The organism is Polaribacter vadi, from assembly GCF_001761365.1.
GTDB classification, from domain to species: domain Bacteria; phylum Bacteroidota; class Bacteroidia; order Flavobacteriales; family Flavobacteriaceae; genus Polaribacter; species Polaribacter vadi.
On the sequence record NZ_CP017477.1, the window covers coordinates 2859601 to 2880408 of the forward strand.

Sequence of the window (20808 nt, forward strand, 5' to 3'; positions counted from 1 at the left end):
CATTTTTATTTTGAATAAATTAAATTTTAATAACTTTTGAAGTTAGAACTTTTCTCGTTTCAGTATGGATTTTTATGATGTATAATCCTGTTTTAAATTCCATTAAGTCTATAGAACTTTTGTCAAATACTTTCAATTTTTTACCTGATATGTCATAGAGAATAATTTTTTCAATATTGTGATTCTGTATATTTATATTTAAAATATCTGAAGTTGGATTTGGATATAGGGTGAAATCGTCTTCAATATTATCAATAGTAATATCGTCGACACTTAGAATGTTATTTAAGGTTCCATAGTTGTGAATAAAACCTCTAAACCAACTATATTCGTTAAACGTATAGATTCTATCTCCAAATTGGCCAACCATTATTAAATTTCCTTGATTATCCAATTTTGAATACCAATTGTGTAAAAAACCTTTTGTTTTAAAATAATCAATAATTTCACCCTTTTGATTTATTATTCTAACACTATTTTCAAAACTAGTTCCCAATAGCATATAATTTTCTAAAGCCATCAAGTAAGGATTGTGTGTATTAATGGTTTCACCCAAAGTAATAAAGTTTAAATTTTCATCTAATATTAGCGTACTGTTATCATCTAGGTAAAGGAAAATATTTCCATTTTTGAATGTTTTAAACGTTGCAATATCATCAGATGTATTATAGTAGCTATAAGAATTATTAATATCTATTTTATTTAATTTTCTTTCTCCAGAATAATCTGTAGCAAAAAGCAAAGTCCCCTCTTCATCAATTTCATATTTATAAATGCCATAATTGTTAGATAAATTTCTAGTAAATAATTTTACTCCGTTTTTATATAAATATAAAAAATCTGGTGTATTGTTTGTAATTTCTTCATATGTGTAGAAATAATAATCATTCTCAATGGAAAAAATTTCTAAAAACTCTTCATGACCTATATTAATTTCTTCCATAAGATTTCCGTTTTCTTTGTCTAAAATATGCAATATGCTAGCATCCTCATAAAGAAAATAGTTTTCAGCCATAAAAATTAAATTTTCATTTACATGAAATTTATCAGCAACATACGTTGTATTTATAAAATCAAAATCACCATTTGGATTCACTTTATACAAGTCGTAGCCTAAACCATAATTATCTCCTGATCTAGGTAAATTAAGATAAAGGTGATTTGAATCATCAATAAAAAAATCGATATCTCTACCTCCGTGATTTACTAGGTTAAATATGTGTTCTGGAACCTCTGTTTCCCAAATTTTATTTAAATTGGAATCATATTTAATGATTCTTTTATTAAGATATGGGTTAGCACCTCCTATTCCTAAATATTCTGGTCCCATTTTTTCTGTTACTAATACAAGATAATTATTGTCATTATCAATAATTACTTTTTGCTGAAATGCTTTAGATGTCCCAATACCTGAAAATGAATAATTATTGACTATTTGTGTATCATTTAGTTTTTCTGAATAAATATCTAGTTGGGTAAAATAATCGGACTCAGGAAACATTTTATTATAACGAGTTCCAATTGTAGCTATTGATTGGTTATCAATGTTCACAAAATCTATTAACTCATATGAATTTGATGTATTAAATGATTTTAATTCAATATGTTCATTAGAAAATAATCGAATGTTTGAATTACTAGTTGTAATAAAGAATGTGTTATCTTTATTTTTCTTAAAACCGGTTGCTAAAAAATTATTGGTATTGGATGTAGCTTCTAAAAGATTATTTTCATCTACACTTATAAAGTCAATTGTATTTTTATTCAGATTGTTTGCAAGAACAGTAATTTCATCTTGCTCGTTAATGAAAGAACCTATTAAAAAATAATTTTCAACATCTGATGTGTTGTTTGAATATACAAGCGTATTAGAATTATCTATTTTAGATAAATTAATTTTTTTTTTAGTATCGTTATTTGACGTATTGTAACAAGTTATATAACAATTTTCGCTATCATCAATATGCATTGTAACCTGTCCTGAGATTACTGCATTATTATAATAACTAGTAAAAGTTGCATTATTAATTTCAGATATTGAGATATTATTTTCGGTTTGAATCTTATAAAATTTATAGGAATTTGTATAATTAGTAATATCTAGTTCAGCAATTAAAAAATAATATTTTTCATTTTTAATAACTCCTTTTATGCCATTTTGTGGTATGTCTAGACTAAAAGAATCTAAGATATCTCCTTGGTTACTAATTTTTAAAAAAGTAAAACTATTAGCTTGGGATGATTGATTGTCAACAGGGGAATATACAAGATTCATAGTGCCATCGCTATTTAGTTGAGCATCTAGATATCTATAATCTACATAATCTGAACCATCGATATTACCTATGGTTTCGTTAAATACAAGTTCGCCTGTTTCACTATATTTTACAATAAATATTAAACCGTTAGAATAAGATGCATTAAATGCACTTCTGCCTAAAATATAAAGTTCATTATTAGAGCTGATAAATGATTTTATAGGAATGTCGTATGATAAATCTGTAAGAATAGATATTTTTTTTTGCCAGACTAAATTGAAATTTTCATCCATTTTAGTGGTAATTATATCAGTAAATGTTGAGTCTTTTTCTGTAGTTCCAACGATAATTGTATTTTTATTAGCATCTACGTTTGAAAAATATGAGATATCTCTATTTGTATGCTTGTTTAACCCAAAAGATTCACTTCTAATAGGTGTTAATACATCTTGAGAAAAAAAATGAATTTGCGAAATAATGAAGATAGTAAGTAGTATTTTTCTTTTCATGAGTTTTGTTTAAATGTGTGGTAACTTGTTATATAATAACTTTTATCACGCATATCCCGTAAAAATAACGTGATATAATACTTTTTAAGTTGCTGTTATTCTGTAAATATAGTTTTTTTAAAGCTGAAGTTTCTCTGCTAAAATAAAACTTTTTAAAAGCAAAATGTTCAGTTAAAAGTATAAGATTTAATGTTATTTACAAGTGAAAATCTTAAGAGCGTAAAATCTTTTCCATTTTTCTACCTTTAGCCAATTCGTCAATTAGTTTTTCCATTTGTCTGCATTGTTTATAGATTTCAAATTCGTTTTCTATTTCTTCAATTCTATAACCACAAACTACACCTTTAATAAGATGTGCATTCGGATGGAATTTTGCTCTCTCAAAAAATGTTCTGAACGTTGCTTTTTCTTCAATAAGTGATTGTAGTTTCTTTTCATTAAAACCAGTAAGCCATTCTATAGCTTGATGAAGCTCTTGTTTGGTTCTACCGTTTTTTTCTAACCTATTTAAGTAATGTGGGTAAATAGATGCAAAAATCATATTTGCAACTTGTTCGTTTTTTTTGGCGGTGACTTTCATCTTATTTAAATTTTGTAATAGCAATTTACAAAATTTCTCGAATCACAAAGCCAGCAAACAAGTTTAGCCCAGATTGAAACGACATCCTTTTTTCTTAGTTCGAGTGAATTTGCCTTTTTGCAAATTTGTATCGAGAACTCAGAAAAAAGATATAGTGGAAAGCTGGAAATAGCTTCAAATAAAAAATCCTAAGCAAAAGCTCAGGATTTTAATATTTAGCTAGCAACGTTGTTGCTTACATTTCTAATGCTCTTTCTACATTATTATCCATTAACAACTCAACTGGGTTTTCTAAAGCTTCTTTAACAGCTACTAAGAACCCAACAGATTCTCTACCATCTACAATTCTGTGATCGTAAGAAAGTGCCACATACATAATTGGTTGAATTACAATACCACCATTCACAGCCATTGGTCTGTTTACAATGTTATGCATTCCTAAAATTCCACTTTGAGGAGGGTTGATAATTGGTGTTGATAACATAGAACCAAAAACACCACCATTGGTAATTGTGAATGTTCCACCAGTCATTTCATCAACAGTAATTTGCCCATCTCTAGCTCTAATTGCCAAACGTTTTACTTCGCTTTCAACGCCTCTAAAAGATAAGTTTTCTGCGTTTCTAATTACAGGAACCATTAAACCTTTTGGCCCAGAAACTGCAATAGAAATATCTTGAAAATCTTGTTTTATTTGGAAATCTCCATCAATCATAGAATTTACATCAGGATACATTTTTAATGCTCTAACAACGGCTAATGTAAAGAAAGACATAAATCCTAAACCAACTCCGTGTTTCGATTTAAAAGCCTCTTTATATTGTGTACGTAAATCGAAAATTGGCTGCATGTTTACTTCGTTAAACGTTGTTAACATTGCAGTTTCATTTTTAACAGCTACTAAACGTTCTGCTACTTTTCTACGCAACATAGACATTTTTTTGCGCTCTGTATTTCTTGAACCATTTGCTGGTTGAGTTCCCATAGATGGTACTGCATTTACAGCATCATCTTTAGTAATTCTACCATCTTTTCCTGTTCCTTTTACAGATTTAGAATCGATTCCTTTTTCTGCTAAAACCTTTTTTGCAGCTGGTGAAGCTACACCAGAAGCATATGTTTCTTTTTTCTCAACAGCAGGCGAAACTTTTTCTTCTTTTGTTGGTGCTTCTTTAGTTGGTTTTTCTTCTTTTTCAGAAGCGTCTCCACTAGGTTTTGCAGCACTTGTGTCTATCAAACAAACAACTGCTCCAACAGCAACAGCATCACCTTCTTCTGCTTTTAATGTAATGATTCCACTTTCTTCTGCAGGCAATTCTAAAGTTGCTTTGTCAGAATCTACTTCTGCAATCGGTTGATCTTTCTCTACATAATCTCCATCTTCAACTAGCCAAGTTGCAATTTCTACTTCTGTAATCGATTCTCCTGGAGAAGGAACTTTCATTTCTAAAACACTCATGGTTTCTTGTTTTGCAAATGCTGAAGTTTTTTCAGCATCTATTGTTTAATTTTCTAATTTATTTTATCCTGCAAAGCTTACGAAGCTTTTTAGGTATTTTCTTTTTTTGGGCGTTTTAACAGGCTTTCCACTATATCTTTTAGCTTGAAAAAAGCAAAAAGGATGTCGTTTCAATCCTTAACGCGTTTACTCACTGTCATTAAAAACACTATCAATAACTGCTTTATGACGTTTTTTAAATCTTGTGCTAGAACCTGCTGCAGGAACTGCATAATATTTTCTAGAACGTACAGTTAATTTTACCAACTCAAAACGTTGCAACATATAACTCCAAGCACCCATATTTCTTGGTTCTTCTTGTGCCCAAATATATTCTTCGATATTTGGATACCTATCAATAACTGCTTGAATTTTTTCTTTATGTAAAGGGAATAATTGCTCAATTCTTACCAAAGCAATATCTTCTCTGTTTAAATTTTCTCTTTCCTCTAATAAATCATAATAGAATTTACCCATACAAAAAACCATTTTCTTTACATTCTTTGGGTTTAAAGTATCATCAATTACCTCTTGGAATTCGCCTGTTGCTAATTCCTGAATTGAATTCACCACTTTTGGATGACGTAATAAACTTTTTGGTGTAAATACAATTAAAGGTTTTCTGTAATCGCGCTTCATTTGACGACGCAATAAATGAAAGAAATTTGCAGGTGTTGTACAATTAGCAACAGACATATTGTCTTCTGCACATAATTGCAAATAACGCTCTATTCTTGCAGATGAATGCTCTGAACCTTGCCCTTCATAACCATGAGGTAATAAAACTACAATTCCATTTTGTGCTTTCCATTTATCTTCTGCAGCAGAAATATATTGATCGAACATAATTTGAGCTCCGTTTGAAAAATCTCCAAACTGTGCTTCCCAAATTGTTAATGTATTTGGGTTTGCCATTGCATAACCATAATCGAATCCTAAAACTGCATATTCAGATAATAACGAGTTATAAATCGTCATTTGTCCTTTAGACTTTGGATTTAGGTTCAATAAATTTATTCTTTCCTCAGTAACTTCATCACGTAAAATAGCATGTCTGTGAGAGAATGTTCCTCTTTCTACATCTTGTCCAGAGATTCTTACATTAAAACCTTCTTCCATTAAAGAACCATAAGCCAAGTTCTCTGCCATTCCCCAATCTAATTGATTCGTTTCAAAAGCCATTTTAGCTCTTCCTTGTAAAATACGTTCTGCTTTTCTTACAAATTTTACATTTTCTGGCACTGTAGATACTACTTTTGCAATATTGTTTAAACCATCTTCGGTATATTTTGTATCGACAGTTTTTAACATTTCTTCTTGATCTTGGCGTTCAAAACCTTCCCAAGTAGATTCCATAAACTCTTCTACTTTAGAGTTTTTATCTTTTTTAGAATTGTCGAATTCTGTTTCCAACATTCCTTTAAATTCTTCTGTAATTTCATCAACAAAAGAAGCACTTATAGATTGTTCTTCTAACAATTTAGCTGCATAAATTTCTTTTGGATTTTTGTGTTTAGAAATTGCTTTGTATAATTTTGGTTGTGTAAAACGAGGTTCATCACCTTCATTATGCCCATATTTTCTATAGCCTAATAAATCGATAAAAATATCCGTTTCAAATTTCATTCTAAATTCTAAAGCCATTTGCATTGCATGACAAACAGCTTCAGTATCATCTGCATTTACATGTAAAACAGGCGATAATGTTACTTTAGCAACATCTGTACAATACGTACTTGAACGTGCATCTAAATAATTTGTGGTAAAACCAATTTGATTATTTACAACAATATGAATTGTTCCACCAGTTTTATAACCGTTCAATTTTGCCATTTGAACAATTTCATAGGCAATTCCTTGTCCAGCAATTGCAGCATCACCATGTATAACTATTGGAAGAATTTTGCTAGAATCTCCATCATATTTTCTGTCGATTTTTGCTCTTGTAATTCCTTCTGCAACAGCTGCAACCGTTTCTAAATGCGATGGATTTGGCACTAAGTTCATCTTAATTTCATTTCCATCTCTGTAAGTTTTACTCAATGTTAAACCTAAATGATATTTTACATCACCATCGATATCTTCATCTTCGAAATCTTTACCTTCAAACTCACTAAATAAATCTCTAACTGGTTTTTTAAAGATGTTTACTAAGGTGTTTAAACGACCTCTGTGAGCCATTCCTAAAACACATTCTTTAACCCCATACAATTCTGCAGCATCTCTTAGCATTACACTAATTCCAGGAATTAGCGTTTCACCACCTTCTAAAGAGAATCTTTTTTGACCCACATATTTAGTTTGTAAAAAACTCTCGAAAGTTACTGCTTGATTTAATTTTGTAAGAATATATTTTTTTGCGTCTGTTGAGTATTTTGGGTGATTATCATTCTCATTCAAACGATTTTGCCACCATTTTAATTTCTCTGGATTGCGCATATACATATACTCAACTCCAATAGAATCGCAATAAATAGTTTTAAGATGCTCTATAATTTGAGATAAAGTTACTTTTCCTAATCCAAGAATTTCTCCTGCAGAAAAATAACTGTTTAAATCTTCTTTAGATAAACCAAAAGTTTCTAAATCTAAAGTTGGTTGATATTGTCTTCTATCTCTAACAGGATTTGTTTTTGTAAATAAATGACCTCTTGTTCTGTACCCATTAATTAAATCTGCTACTAAAAACTCTTTTTTAACTTCTTGTGGAATTTCAATTGAAACTTCCTCATCTTTTAAAGAATAATTTTCGTTTGCCAAATCATATCCTTGGAAAAAACTTCGCCAGCTTGGCTCAACTGAATCTGGGTGAATTAAATATTGGTCATATAAATCAGCTATAAAGCCTGTGTGTGCTGCATTTAAAAAAGAAAACTTATCCATATAAAAACTTATACTTTGTTGATAATTGTTATAATAAGACAAAAATACAATTTTTAGCAATAATGGCATTGCTTATTTTTCACATAAACATTAAAAATTTTATTAAAAAATTTCAAAAAACATTTGTGTATATTTTAAAAAGATATATATTTGCACTCGCTAAACATAAAAAGTAATTTTTGTGTAGCAAACTCCTCCTTAGCTCAGTTGGTTAGAGCATCTGACTGTTAATCAGAGGGTCCTTGGTTCGAGTCCAAGAGGGGGAGCAAAAAAAGCCTTGTCAATTTTGATAAGGCTTTTTTATTTTATTAAAACTTTGAAAAGCAGTAGTTTAGAGCTATTTTTTAAAGTTGTAATTACATCATAAGAAGTAAAAAATACAGTTTTAAAGTAATTTGGTCTCTATTTTTTTATATAAAATGTATATTTGGTTAAATTTTGGATTTTAATGAAAAAATATACAGAAATAACCATATATGATATTGCAGAAAAATTAAATTTAGCAACATCTACAATTTCGAGGGCATTAAAAGACCATAGAAGTATTAGTGAAAAAACCATTAAAAAAGTTAAAAAAACTGCTTTTGAAATGGGATATCAACCTAATAATTTAGCTGCTAGTTTACGTAATAAACAAACTAAAACTATTGGAGTTTTATTACCAACCGTTACTCAACCTTTTTTATCATCGTTAATTAGTGGTATAGAAATTACTGCAAAAAAAGCTGGGTATACTGTTATGATAATGCAATCTCATGATTCTTATGATGAAGAAGTAAATTTAGCTCAGTCATTATACAATAATAGGGTTAGTGGGATTATATGTTCTTTAGCAATGGAAACTCAAGATACTTCACATTTTCAAATCTTTATTAATAACAATACTCCATTAGTTTTTGTTGATAGGGTTCCAAAAAACTTTAATACTTATAGGGTTGTTATTGATAATTTTTCTGCGGGTTATAAAGCAACAAAGCATCTTATTGATCAGGGTTGTAAAAGAATAGCACATCTTTCTGTTGGTTCAGAATTTGGAAATTTATATAGTGAAAGAAAAAAAGGTTATTTAGAAGCTCTAAAAGATCATAATATTGATATTGATGAACAACTTATAGTAAGGCTTACCACTGTAACTTATGATGAGGCAGAAAAAGGAACAAATAAATTGTTGGATTTAAAAAACCCTCCAGATGGAATTTTTACGCCTGGTGATATTTTAGGAGTAAGTGCTCTACAATGTGCTAAAAAAAGGGGCATAAAAGTTCCAGAAGAATTAGCTATTATTGGTTTTAATAATGATCCTATTTCAGAAATTATAGACCCAAATTTGTCAACAATTACTCATCCTGCAGAAAAAATGGGACAAGCTGCTGCAAAAATTATTATAAAAAATTTAAAATCTCTTAAAAAAGATGACATTAAAGAAATAACTTTTTTAAATACTGAAGTTTTAGTTAGAGAGTCTTCAAAAAAAAAATAATTTTCTAATACCTGTTAAATGTAAATTGAGTTATTCTAAAAAATCCCTCACAGCTAATCAATCAAATAATGAAGATTAACCGTAAAGGATAAATTTTTTATTAATTTTTAGAAAAAAACTTATAGTTCTCCTGAAAAATCTGCACTTACATCTTTACCTGCAAGACCGTCTGCAGTACCTTTATAAGCATGTTTTCTTTCATAATTTGTATCCCAAATATTTGGTGATTCATCTGGTAACCAATATTGGTGTTCTTGTTCATTATCAGAAATACCCCAAATTGTAATTCCATATTGTTGAGCAGCTGGGATATTTTCTTTGTACATATCAATAATGTATTTATACATATCAGATTGATCTGCTAACTGCTCGTTTGTTGGACTTGCAGTTCCTAATCTAACATCTAGCTCCGAAATTTTAATCATCTTACCAGTTGCAGCAAGTTTTTGGAACATTTGTACAATATTATCTCTATCTGTATTTAAAGAAACGTGCATTTGTGTACCAATACCGTCTACAGTTGCTCCTTGGCTTTCTATATATTGTGTGTATTGAATAATTCCATCACATTTTGCTAAACTAGCTTCTAAATTATAATCGTTGATAAAAAGTACATCATTAGCATTACCATATTGTCTTGCTAATTTAAAAGCAGTTACTGCATAGTCTTTACCTAAGTATTTAACCCAGTAGAACTCGTCGTCTGCTAAATCTGCAACATTACCATCACGTAAAGAACCACCTTCTTTCATTGGTTCGTTTACAACATCCCAAGCTTTTACGTCATTTTTATAACGACCTACCATTTGAGAAATCCAGCTTTCTAATGCATCTCCAATAATTTGTGCTTTTTCTTCATCTGTTTTTTCAACAATCGTTGGTCCAGAACCTCCACCTGCATCTCCAGATGTAAATACAATATCATCTATGTAATAGGTTGTAGCAGTTTCTCCAAAATCGAAAATAAACTTTGTTTTATCATCTGTAGAAGGTGTAATAGTTCTTGTAACTTGCGTCCAAGTTGTACCTACTTGAATACCTCCATAATAATCGCCTCCATAACTGTCATTTTGAATTTCTACTTGTAAATTTGCACTTGTTGTAGCTTTTACCCAAAAACTACATGTGTAGTCTTTACCAAGTTCTAAAGCTTGGTTAAAAGTAAATACTTGCTGTGCCTCATAATTATTAGCAGCTGTTGGGTTTGTTAATACCATAGCATAACCATTACCTCCAAAGCCTTCTCCAGCAGCAGAAACATCTCTTGAAGAACCATTTCCATAACCACTCCATCCATCAAGTGTTCCATTTTCAAAGTCTCCATTTGTAATTAGATTTTCAGGTTGAGCATCTAAATCTACTACATTAATATTTTCTACATCGATTAAATAAGTTACACCAGATACATAACCTAAATCAAAATTAAATACAAATGTTGTTGCATTTGTTTGAAAATCTTCGCTATTTAGTGTTATTTTAACTTGTTGCCATTCTGATGATGTACTAAAAGATTCTGTAACATTACCTGTGCCATACCAATCCATCCAAGGATATTGGTTTACAAGATTATCATCAAAAGAAATTCTTCCTTGCCCAGCTTGATCTGATTTTATATAAAAAGAAAGCTCATAAGAATGCCCACTCACAATAGTGATAGCTGGGGTGCCTAATTGTAATTCCCAAGGATTAGATGTGCCATCTGCAATCATTTGAACTGCTTGCGAAGTGCTTGATAAACCTTCACCTTCTACTACAGAAATTGCAGTATTCCAAGAGCCTGCCCAACCATTTAGAGAACCATCTCTTAAAGAGGTTAAATCTAAAGAATTAGCTCCACTAGAACCTGGTATTACTGTTGGTGCAATTAAACCATTTAAGTAGCTTGCATTATTATTTTGATGCCAAGCTAAGGTATGACCATAGACTGTTAAACCTGCTTCTTTTGTTTTTGCAATAAAATTGTCTATAGTTGCAAAATTTAACTCTCCATTTGAGTTTACCATAGCTCCATGCTTCATTGCATATCCTGCAGTAACATCATCAAAGTTTTCATTTGTAATTGTACGATATACTTCGTCATTTAAATATAAATCTACACCTATACCATTTCCTAATATAAAATCTGTGTAAGTGTTTAAAGCGTCGTATCTACTAATTTTTTCTGCTAAACCTAAAGGTAACTCAGCTGTGGTTACTTCACCTTTATCTGCATCTTTTCCCCATTCCATCAAATCATCTTCACATGATAGAAATAGGGCTGAAGACAATATTATAATTGGTAGTAATTTATTGTATTTCATTTCATTTATTTTTTTAATATTTATTTTTTGTTAAAAATCACTAAAAGCTGGTGTTTCTAAAGAAACTATTCTCCAATTGTCAGTATATACTTTAACAGAGGTTGCTGAAGATAGAAACTCTACATCACTATCTTTTCTTGTTACATTACTTAATTGAATGTCTGAATTATTAAAGAAAAATCCGAAATTTTTATAAGTAGCGCCTTCTCTTAATAATAAAATATCTTCAAAAGTAAATTCTGTACTATCATCAGAAAAACTATAAAAATCTGTAAACGGAATAGTTACTGTTGTCCAACCTGTAGTTTGAAAAGGTTCTATTTCTTCATCAACTATCCATGGTACATAATTATAAACGGCTCCATTCCATTCACCACCGTTAAAATTGTTTATCAATAAAACTTGTAAAAAACCACTACCTTCCCAAGGTTCTGGTACAAAAACATCGAACTGAAAACCTACTTGATCTAAAGGTGTTTCTGCAGGTATGTATGGTGTTAACTGTGCTCTCCAGCTTTCGCCACCAGAAGTGAAAACTTCTGAATTTCTATTAGATGCTGCTGGAAAAGGATCTGTTCCTGTAGGTCCATGATATACATATTTACCTTGTGACACATTACCTTCACCAATACTTGCAGATTGTAATTCGTCTTGACGAATAGTGTCACCAAATTCTCCTAGATCTCCATTACCATCAAAGTCTAAAATAACTCCTTTTTTAAAGTTAAAATAGGCAGGTGAGTAGGCACCACCATTTGCACTTTCAATAAATAGAGAACCCCCATCTTCAGAAACACCTGCAGGAACGGTTACAATAAAAAACTCTCCATCTTCATCTACTACAATTCCGTCAGAAACTTCGATATCTCCTGGAAAAACAACTTTACTTATTTCAATTAAACCAGTACCATAAACTGTAATTTGCTCATTTGGTAATGGCATAGTGTTCGAAATATTTGTAATTACGGGTGCAGATGAACGAATTTCGAAAGAAAAGGTAGTTTCGTTATTACTATTTATAAAACGTATAGTATTACGAACATCATCTTCTGCTTCTATTGTTGGTGTATCTCCAGACACACGAATTAACATTGATGTGTTTGATAAATAAACTGGGTTGAAATAAGTTGAATATCCGTTTATTAATACTTGCTTAAGGCCTAAAAACCCAGAACCCTCAATACGTATTAGCTGTCCAAGACGTGCAAAAGAAACCTCTCTATCTTGCACATCAGAATTTACATCTTGTAAATAAACTTTACTAATGGTAATTGGACCACCACCAGCATTTTCGTCTTCATTTTCACAAGAAGTAAAAGCTATAGCTATAAACATTGTTAGAAACAATGCTATGGGTTTCCAGTAATTTTTGTTTGAAATATATTTTTTCATATTACTATTCAATTTTTATAAATTAAAATAAATCTGTTATTCTTTCTTCAGTAAATTCGTAAGGTACAGGTGCCTCTCTTAACAAAGGATTTTGTACCACCTCAGATTCTGGATAAGGTAAAAGGAAAATACCTTCATTTACTGCTCCAATAGCACGTGCTTGTGTATCTCTAGTAGCGTCTACTGAAACGTCATTTGTTGGAGCATCGTAAAGAATTGGCACAATGTTACCTCTATCTTGAGATGTAATATAATTTATTACTTCTTGTTGTTCGTAATAAGATCTACGTACTAAATCGTACCAATATTGGCCCTCCATACAAAGTTCTATTCTTCTTTCTTTAATGATATCTTCATAAGTTAAACTTGTTTTAGAATCTAAACCTGCACGTGTACGTAATAAATTTACATACATTAAAGCATTAGCATCTGTAGTGGTTTGATTATTACCTAAAACTGCTTCAGCATAGTTTAAATATACTTCTCCTAAACGCATCATATATGTATTTAATGCCGAGTTTTGTCTTGAAATAAGTGGGTTGTCTTTAGTAGAACCTACGACACCTTTTTTTACGTTAACAAATGTGTTTTCATGATCTACTGTATAACCTCCATTAGAAATATTTATTTCTGGATAAAAATCTCCATCTGCCATCCAAGTTGCTTTACGACGTAAATCATCAGTTTCGTATTCTTGCAATACATCATAAGAAGCTCTTGTCCAATAACCATATGCTACATCGTTTCCTGTAATATCAGAACCCAATGCAAAGAATCCTTGTTGGAAATTATTTGTTCCATATTCTCCATTTGGCACCCATTGTAATGCAAATATTGATTCTTGATTATTGTTATTTTCTATTGTAAATAAATCAGCATAATCATCCATTAACATATATGGTCCTTCATTAATTACCTTTTCTGATGCTTTTATTGATAAATCTAAATATTCCTGATTTCTATTACCACTATTTGGGTTATCACTTAAACCAGAATAAGATAAATATATTCTCGATAGCATACCAAAAGCGCTATATTTTGTAACACGACCATTATTTGCTGGTTGCTCTGGTAGATATTTAGCAGCATATTCTAAATCTCTCATTGCAAATTCATAAACATCGTTTCTAGAGTTTTTATTTACAATTGGGTTACTAACCAAATCTTTTGGATTTGTAGAAAGAATAACATCTCCCCATAATGATGCTAAATACCAATAAGCTGTTCCTCTCATAAATCTAGCTTCTGCTATATATAGTTTTTGTGTATCTTCATCTACAGGACTTTGTTGTATGCCATCTATAACGTTGTTAGATTGTTGAACAACATTGTAAAAAGAAGACCAAGCTTCTACTAACGGACCTGTTAAGGCACTTTCTGCTAAATCGCTAAAAGGATAAATATAATCTGAGAAAGGTGCATATAAATTATAGGATTTACCATCTCCTAAACCATAATAAAATTTAGTGTTAAAATCAAACCAAACTCTATTGTAAAGTGGTGCTGTTGCAGCTTTAAAATCATCTTCAGAGGCGTAAAAGTTATCTAGAGTGTAAGTATCATTTGGTTCTACATCTAAAAACTCACTACAACTAGAAAGTGCAGACATTGTAATTAGGATAAGTAAGGTGTATATAATTTTTTTTGTTTTCATATTATATATTATTAAAATTTAACATTTAAGCCTACAGTAAAGATTAATGGAGATGGATATCTACCATTATCAAAACCTGTTAAAAGTGCGTCTTGGTTAATTGATCCTACTTCAGGATCAAAACCTGAATATTTTGTAAAAGTTGCTACGTTTTGTGTATTTGTGTAAACTCTAAGTGATTGAAGACCAAATTTAGAAACCGATTCACTTGAAAAATTATAACCTAAAGAAATGTTTTTAATTCTAATATAAGAACCATCTTCAACAAATCTATCACTAAAACGATAGTTAGATGCAGATGAAGCTGGTGATGCACCTATTCTTGGCATATATTGATCTCCTCCAACAATTTCAACATTACGATAATCGTTTGGCCCATTTGGATCTATTAAATCTAATTGGGCGTAACCTAATGCTGAAGTTAATAGGTTGTGATTATTTCTAGGGTTTTCTAAAAAACGACGTTGATAATTTACAACTTCATTACCATAAGACCCTGTTATGAATATATTAAAATCGAAATCTTTGTATTTAAAAGTGTTACCAAAACCAAAAGTAAAATCTGCTTCTGGATTACCAATGTAACTTAAATCTTGCTCGTTTATAACACCATCATTATTTACATCTTCAAAAATGTAATCTCCTATCCAAGCACTATTTTCTGCAATTTCCATATCTTCTGGTAACGCAGTTGGCACAACATTTCCATTTGCATCTTTGTAGTAAAAATCAGTAGCTTTTTCAAACCTCCCAATAACTTTATAGCCATAATATTGCCCAATTGGTTGACCAACAGCTGTTCTTGTAACTGTTGTTATGTCTGAACCTTCTTGTAAAGTTCTGTCTATAACACCTGTTTCTGATACTAGAGAAAGTACTTTGTTCTCGTTATTTGAAAAAGTAATGTTAGAACTCCAACTAAAGTTTTTAGTTTCTACGTTTAAAGTGTTTAGCGTAAATTCGATTCCTTTATTTTCAAGTGAACCAATATTTACAAAAGGTGCAGCTGCAGAACCTTGTCCTTGAGAACCAACGTAAGCTGGTAAAGGTAATAATAATAGTAAGTTTTTTGTCTTCTTATAATACAAGTCAGTAATAAACTCAACTCTATTGTTAAAAAGACTTAAATCTATACCAAAGTTACTGGAAGCAGTTGTTTCCCACTCTAAATCTGGATTTGCAATATTAGCTGCAAGAACACCTGTACCCCAATTGGTAGCAGTTGCATTTAATGCTATTGTATATCTATTATTTGGTACAGCTTGGTTACCTACTTCTCCCCATCCTAAACGAAATTTTAAATTACTTATTACATCACTATCTTTTAAGAAGTTTTCTTCTGAAGCTTTCCAAGCGAATGCAGCTGAAGGAAAGGTTCCCCATTTATTACCTTCTGCAAATCTAGAAGAACCATCTCTACGTACTGTTGCAGTAAGTAAATATTTATCATCAAAATTATAAAATACTCTACCAAAATAAGAACTTATAGTACTAACATTACTGTTGTTACGAACATTAGCAGTTGTTGGATCTCCAGCACTTAAATCCGTTACTCCGTTTGATAAATATCCAGATACAGAACCAAATAAGTTTTCATACGAACTTTTTTGTAATTCTTGACCTAAAGTTAAATTAAGATTATGAGCACCAAAAGTATTATTATAAGTTAAAACATTATTCCAACTCCAAAATTTGCTAAATGTTTTTTCTCTAGAACCTGAAGCTACATCAGTAAAATCGAACTCACTAAAATAATAAGAAGGATTAAATGTATATCTGTTTCCAAAACCATAGCTAAAAGCATATTCTGATTTTACTTTAAGAGCATTCATTATTTTAACTTCTGCATATGCATTAGCTCTAACACCAATTTGTTCGTTTCTGTTTTCATTTAATAAAGCTTTACCTACTGGATTTGATGGTGCAAACTCATCACTTGGACCAGCAAAGGAACCATCAGGGTTGCTTACAGGAACATTTGGTGTTTGTCTTAATGCTGTTATAATTAATCCATCATTAGAAAAAGTATTTTCTTGTTTAGAATTACTTATAGCAATATTTACGCCTAATTTTAAATAATCTTTAACTTGAGAATCTATTACACCTCTTAAGTTAAATCTATTAAAACCAGAACCAATAGCAATACCTTCTTGTTCTAAATAGCCAATACCCATAGCAAAGGTTGTTTTTTCGTTACCACCTGATGCAGAAAAGTTATGGCTTTGCATTAGAGCTTTAGTGAACATTTCTTCTTGCCAATCTGTACCTTCTCCAAATAAATCTGCTCTGATAAAGTTATTGTCTCTTTCTACAATTCCTAAATCTGATCTTGTATTTTTATGAGTAGCATATTCTTGAAGGTTTAAGACGTCTAATTTTTTTGGTATTTCTTGAAAACCAAAATAAGTATCATAACCTAACGAAAGTCTACCATTTCTTCCACGTTTTGTAGTAATCATAATAACACCATTAGAAGCTCTAGAACCATAAATAGCAGTTGCAGATGCATCTTTTAAAACATCAATAGAAAGTATGTCTGATGGATTAATAGATGATAAAGGATTTTCGGTATTAGAACCTGTACCACCACTAATAACCACACCATCAATAACAAAAATGGGCTCGTTACTTAAACTTAATGAACTTATACCACGTATACGAATTGAAGAACTACCTCCTGGAGCACCACTATTTTGTTGAATTTGAACTCCTGCAGCACGACCCTGTAGTACTTGATCTATAGTTGTACTAACCGTTTTCTCTATTGATTCGCTAGAGATAGAAACGACGGAACCTGTTAGATCGCTTCTTTTCATTGTTCCGTAACCAATTACTACAATTTCGTCAAGTGCTTGAGAGTCTTCTACCAAAATTACATCAATTGAGGTGGTGTTATTTACAGAAATTTCTTTACTGGTGTAGCCAAGATAACTGAAGACTAATATACCATCAGTAGGTACGTTTGAAATTGTATAGTTTCCATCAAAGTCAGTTGAAGTCCCTTTTGCAGTTCCCTTAATTAAAATAGTTACTCCAAGTAATGGTCCCTGTTTATCAGTTACAGTTCCTGAAACTGTTACTTGAGCGTTTAAGTAACCGCAAAACAAGAACATTAAACCTAAAAAAACTCGCTTTCTAATGTTTTTGTTTTTAAAAAATAAAAAGTTTATCATAAAATTTAGTTTAAAAATAATTTTTACATTTCTGTAGTTGTTCTATAATCTATGTATTCTATTTTACCATAAATATGCACTATCTTGACAAAGATATAAATATTTTTAAATAAAACAATCGATTGCGTAAATATTTACTAAAATTAAAAAAAACCATTATTTTTATTAAAAATAGCTTTTAAAAAACTCAAATAAATGTTGATTTTTTTTTCTGATAAAACTAATTTTATTTGGTAGTAATAAATCTAATAGTAAACGTATATCCTTATCAAATCCTTACTATAAAAGGACTTAAAAAACCAAGAAATTATTAATCAGATGAATCTAATTTTTGAATGATACTCTTAAGAAAAACCATCAATTATTTTCTACCTGATAAATGAAAATTGGGTTTTATATTTAGATGTTTATTCTAAATTCTATTTTTCAGGTTCAAAAATTATCATGTTTTTGAATCAAAAAATAATTGGTGAAAATTATTTAAGAAAACGAAACTCTAATTATTAGATTCTTTTGCTTTAAAATGTCTTTTTCTGTTGTAACCAATAATAGCAATTGTTAGTACAATGATATTTAAAATGGTTCCAAGCTTTGCATCTTTCCAATCCATAATAATTAAATATTGTGAAAGACAAACCGCTATAATTATCAAGTTTATCCATTTTTTATTATTTAGTAACGCTGAGGATGCATATAAGAATAATAAAAATGTAAGTAGCCAAAGTGCTCCCATAGGTTTTGAAATACTTAAAAGTCCTTTAAATATTTCTGTCGTGAAAAAGGCTTTTATAAAGCCTATTAAATGTAACAAACCATGAAAAATAAGTAATAATGCATAAAAGTATTTCATAATTTAATTTTTAGTGATTTCTAATTTTCCTGTTATTTGATTTAGGGTAATTTAAAATACTAAAGGGGTTTCTTCTGTATTAATTTTGTTGGAAAATTCTCCAATAAAATTTAGGTATTTTTCTTCTTTCTTAATATAATTTGCTTTTCGTATCAATATCAGAAAGTTCTTCATAAACTAAAGAGTTTCAACAGAAGTTCAATTTCTAAAAAAATTGTTTGTATTATTCTATTGTCTTTATTTGAATAATTTATAATTGTTTTTTTTAATCAAAGAAGGAGGAAATAGGTACAATAAAGGTTGTCTCTGTAATATGAGATAACAAATATGATTATTAGCTAAAAGCTAGTGCTATATCTTTGATTTAAATTCTGTATTATCATAATTGAGTTAAAAAATTAATAGCTAAGTTACAAGAGATAAAAAAGATAAACTATGATAATAATTAGTTTAATAATTTATTTTATGATTTTGTTTTGTGTTTCAACTTATGTTTCACAAAATCAATCTATTAATGTCTTATAAATATATAAAAAATAATAATAAACATATTGTAAAATAAAAAATATAGAAAAGATTAGATTTTTTTTATAAAAAATTAATATGTTTTGATATGCATTAATTAAAAAAAAACAAATGAAATTTTTTATTGACACAGCAAATTTAGATGAAATTGTATAAGTGCAGGTTATAGGTATTTTAGATGATGTAACAATGAATTCATCTTAAATAAAATAGGAAGGAATTACCAGGGTAAAAGATATTTTAATTGACTATAAAAATGAAATTAAGAAATTATTTATAGCTATGTCCGCAATTATAAGTAACATTATTTTAGAACGTGACATTAAATTAAAAAAAGCCAAAGAATTGTTTTCTTTGGCTTTTTTTAGTGCTTTTATATACTAAATGTTTATCCTAAATAATAACGTAAAAATTCTGTTTTAGATTTACTCTGTAAACGTCTAATAGCTCTTTGTTTTACTTGTCTTACACGTTCTCTTGTTAAATCAAACTGTTCACCTATTTCTGCTAAACTACAAGGAGATTTACGTCCTATTCCGTAAAACATTTTAATAACTTTAGCTTCTTTTTGAGATAAGGTTCCTAAAGCTCTATCAATTTCAGTAGTTAAAGATTGTTTCATTAGTTCGTTATCTGGTCTTGGCGAATCTCCAGATTGTAAAACATTATACATATTAGAATCTTCACCTTCTCTAAAAGGAGCATCCATAGAAATATGTCTGCCAGAGTTTTTCATACTTTGCTCAACACTACTAACAGTAGTATCTAATTCATTCGCAATTTCTACATACGTAGGTATTCTTTCATTACGTTGTTCTAATTTCGAGTATATTTTTTTAATCTTACTAATACTTCCAATCTTATTTAAAGGCAAACGTACAATTCTAGATTGATCTGCTAATGCAGACATAATTGATTGACGAATCCACCAAACAGCATAAGAAATAAACTTAAAACCTCTAGTTTCATCAAATCGTTTTGCAGCTTTTACCAAGCCTAAATTACCTTCATTAATTAAATCCGATAATTTTAAACCTTGATTTTGGTATTGTTTTGCCACAGAAACAACAAATCGTAAGTTCGCTTTTACCAATTGATCTAATGCTTTACCATCTCCTTTTTTTATTTTCAAAGCCAGTTCAACTTCCTCATCAGCAGTTATTAAGCCAATTTTACTAATTTCTTGAAAATATTTATCTAAAGATTTTGCATCACGATTGGTTACTTGTTTACTTATTTTAAGTTGTCTCATATATAGTATAAAGTTTTTTTAAAGATTAATATTAAATAAATAGATTACAATCATCACAATTTTTTATTTTGCCATAATAAGTTTCTCTATATTTATGTAGTGTTTTTGTTGGGATGCCTAAAACGTATTTTTTAATATAAGTAACACGTGAGTTTAACATACCCATTGCAGAAGAATAGTATTTTTCTTGTCTTGTTCTTCTTTTAATTTGAATAATTTTCATAATAGTAAATTTAGAAATGCTCAAAAAAGCATTTTTAAGTTTGATAATAAAATATTTTGGTTGAATATCTTTTGTGCAAAAAATAGATGCAAAAAAGTTAGCTAGAAAGCTTGATCGCTAAAATTATGAGAGTGATGAACAAAAAGGCTAAAATTGAAATTATAGCACTTGATATTTTGATTACGAAAAATTGATGTAATTCTCATAGAGTGCAAAAATACGAAAAATAAG

12 protein-coding genes and 1 tRNA gene are annotated in these 20808 nt (G+C 29.8%); 2 read left to right on the forward strand and 11 right to left on the reverse strand.

Annotated features, from left to right (window positions below):
- Window positions 1-19 precede the first annotated feature (19 nt).
- The 4 genes from LPB03_RS12395 to LPB03_RS12410 form a co-directional block, all read right to left on the reverse strand.
- Entirely contained in the window at window positions 20-2767 is a 2748-nt protein-coding gene (locus LPB03_RS12395; RefSeq protein WP_065319910.1) for a T9SS type A sorting domain-containing protein, read from the reverse strand.
- A 211-nt stretch (window positions 2768-2978) separates the two neighbouring features.
- Window positions 2979-3347, reverse strand: a complete 369-nt coding sequence (locus LPB03_RS12400) for a DUF2200 domain-containing protein (RefSeq protein ID WP_065319911.1) — start codon at window positions 3345-3347, stop codon at window positions 2979-2981.
- A 235-nt stretch (window positions 3348-3582) separates the two neighbouring features.
- Window positions 3583-4806, reverse strand: coding sequence for a 2-oxoglutarate dehydrogenase complex dihydrolipoyllysine-residue succinyltransferase (gene odhB, locus LPB03_RS12405; protein ID WP_065319912.1), 1224 nt, complete (start codon window positions 4804-4806; stop codon window positions 3583-3585).
- Window positions 4807-4992: 186 nt separating this feature from the next.
- Window positions 4993-7728: a 2-oxoglutarate dehydrogenase E1 component gene (locus LPB03_RS12410; protein ID WP_065320143.1), complete on the reverse strand. Its 2736-nt coding sequence runs from the start codon at window positions 7726-7728 to the stop codon at window positions 4993-4995.
- Between the two features lie 192 nt (window positions 7729-7920).
- Between LPB03_RS12410 and LPB03_RS12415 the strand changes: the two genes are divergently transcribed.
- Window positions 7921-7994: transfer RNA gene (locus LPB03_RS12415), tRNA-Asn, on the forward strand.
- Between the two features lie 182 nt (window positions 7995-8176).
- Window positions 8177-9208, forward strand: coding sequence for a LacI family DNA-binding transcriptional regulator (locus LPB03_RS12420; RefSeq protein ID WP_065320144.1), 1032 nt, complete (start codon window positions 8177-8179; stop codon window positions 9206-9208).
- 119 nt (window positions 9209-9327) lie between these two features.
- Here the strand turns inward: LPB03_RS12420 and LPB03_RS12425 are convergent, their stop codons facing one another.
- The 7 genes from LPB03_RS12425 to LPB03_RS12455 form a co-directional block, all read right to left on the reverse strand.
- Window positions 9328-11508 (reverse strand): endo-1,4-beta-xylanase, encoded by a 2181-nt coding sequence (locus tag LPB03_RS12425; RefSeq protein WP_065319913.1) that lies wholly within the window; start codon window positions 11506-11508, stop codon window positions 9328-9330.
- A gap of 30 nt (window positions 11509-11538) precedes the next feature.
- A complete protein-coding gene (locus LPB03_RS12430) occupies window positions 11539-12900 on the reverse strand; it encodes a glycan-binding surface protein (RefSeq protein WP_065319914.1) in 1362 nt (453 codons plus the stop codon).
- 22 nt (window positions 12901-12922) lie between these two features.
- A complete protein-coding gene (locus LPB03_RS12435; protein WP_065319915.1) occupies window positions 12923-14554 on the reverse strand; it encodes a RagB/SusD family nutrient uptake outer membrane protein in 1632 nt (543 codons plus the stop codon).
- A gap of 11 nt (window positions 14555-14565) precedes the next feature.
- The gene (locus tag LPB03_RS12440; protein WP_065319916.1) at window positions 14566-17727 is read right to left on the reverse strand and encodes a SusC/RagA family TonB-linked outer membrane protein; all 3162 of its coding nucleotides are present in this window, start codon (window positions 17725-17727) and stop codon (window positions 14566-14568) included.
- Between the two features lie 496 nt (window positions 17728-18223).
- Entirely contained in the window at window positions 18224-18577 is a 354-nt protein-coding gene (locus LPB03_RS12445; RefSeq protein ID WP_065319917.1) for a hypothetical protein, read from the reverse strand.
- A gap of 913 nt (window positions 18578-19490) precedes the next feature.
- Window positions 19491-20354: a sigma-70 family RNA polymerase sigma factor gene (locus tag LPB03_RS12450; RefSeq protein WP_065319918.1), complete on the reverse strand. Its 864-nt coding sequence runs from the start codon at window positions 20352-20354 to the stop codon at window positions 19491-19493.
- A 31-nt stretch (window positions 20355-20385) separates the two neighbouring features.
- On the reverse strand, window positions 20386-20577 hold the full coding sequence (locus LPB03_RS12455) for a hypothetical protein (protein ID WP_065319919.1): 192 nt from the start codon (window positions 20575-20577) through the stop codon (window positions 20386-20388).
- Window positions 20578-20808 lie beyond the last annotated feature (231 nt).

Coding starts and splice junctions, on each gene's coding strand:
- LPB03_RS12455 (WP_065319919.1), bottom strand. CDS start 20,577: ATGAAAATTATTCAAATTAAAAGAAGAACAAGACAAGAAAAATACTAT.
- LPB03_RS12445 (WP_065319917.1), bottom strand. CDS start 18,577: ATGAAATACTTTTATGCATTATTACTTATTTTTCATGGTTTGTTACAT.
- LPB03_RS12400 (WP_065319911.1), bottom strand. CDS start 3,347: ATGAAAGTCACCGCCAAAAAAAACGAACAAGTTGCAAATATGATTTTT.
- LPB03_RS12395 (WP_065319910.1), bottom strand. CDS start 2,767: ATGAAAAGAAAAATACTACTTACTATCTTCATTATTTCGCAAATTCAT.
- odhB (WP_065319912.1), bottom strand. CDS start 4,806: ATGAGTGTTTTAGAAATGAAAGTTCCTTCTCCAGGAGAATCGATTACA.
- LPB03_RS12425 (WP_065319913.1), bottom strand. CDS start 11,508: ATGAAATACAATAAATTACTACCAATTATAATATTGTCTTCAGCCCTA.
- LPB03_RS12435 (WP_065319915.1), bottom strand. CDS start 14,554: ATGAAAACAAAAAAAATTATATACACCTTACTTATCCTAATTACAATG.
- LPB03_RS12420 (WP_065320144.1), top strand. CDS start 8,177: ATGAAAAAATATACAGAAATAACCATATATGATATTGCAGAAAAATTA.
- LPB03_RS12410 (WP_065320143.1), bottom strand. CDS start 7,728: ATGGATAAGTTTTCTTTTTTAAATGCAGCACACACAGGCTTTATAGCT.
- LPB03_RS12450 (WP_065319918.1), bottom strand. CDS start 20,354: ATGAGACAACTTAAAATAAGTAAACAAGTAACCAATCGTGATGCAAAA.
- LPB03_RS12440 (WP_065319916.1), bottom strand. CDS start 17,727: ATGATAAACTTTTTATTTTTTAAAAACAAAAACATTAGAAAGCGAGTT.
- LPB03_RS12430 (WP_065319914.1), bottom strand. CDS start 12,900: ATGAAAAAATATATTTCAAACAAAAATTACTGGAAACCCATAGCATTG.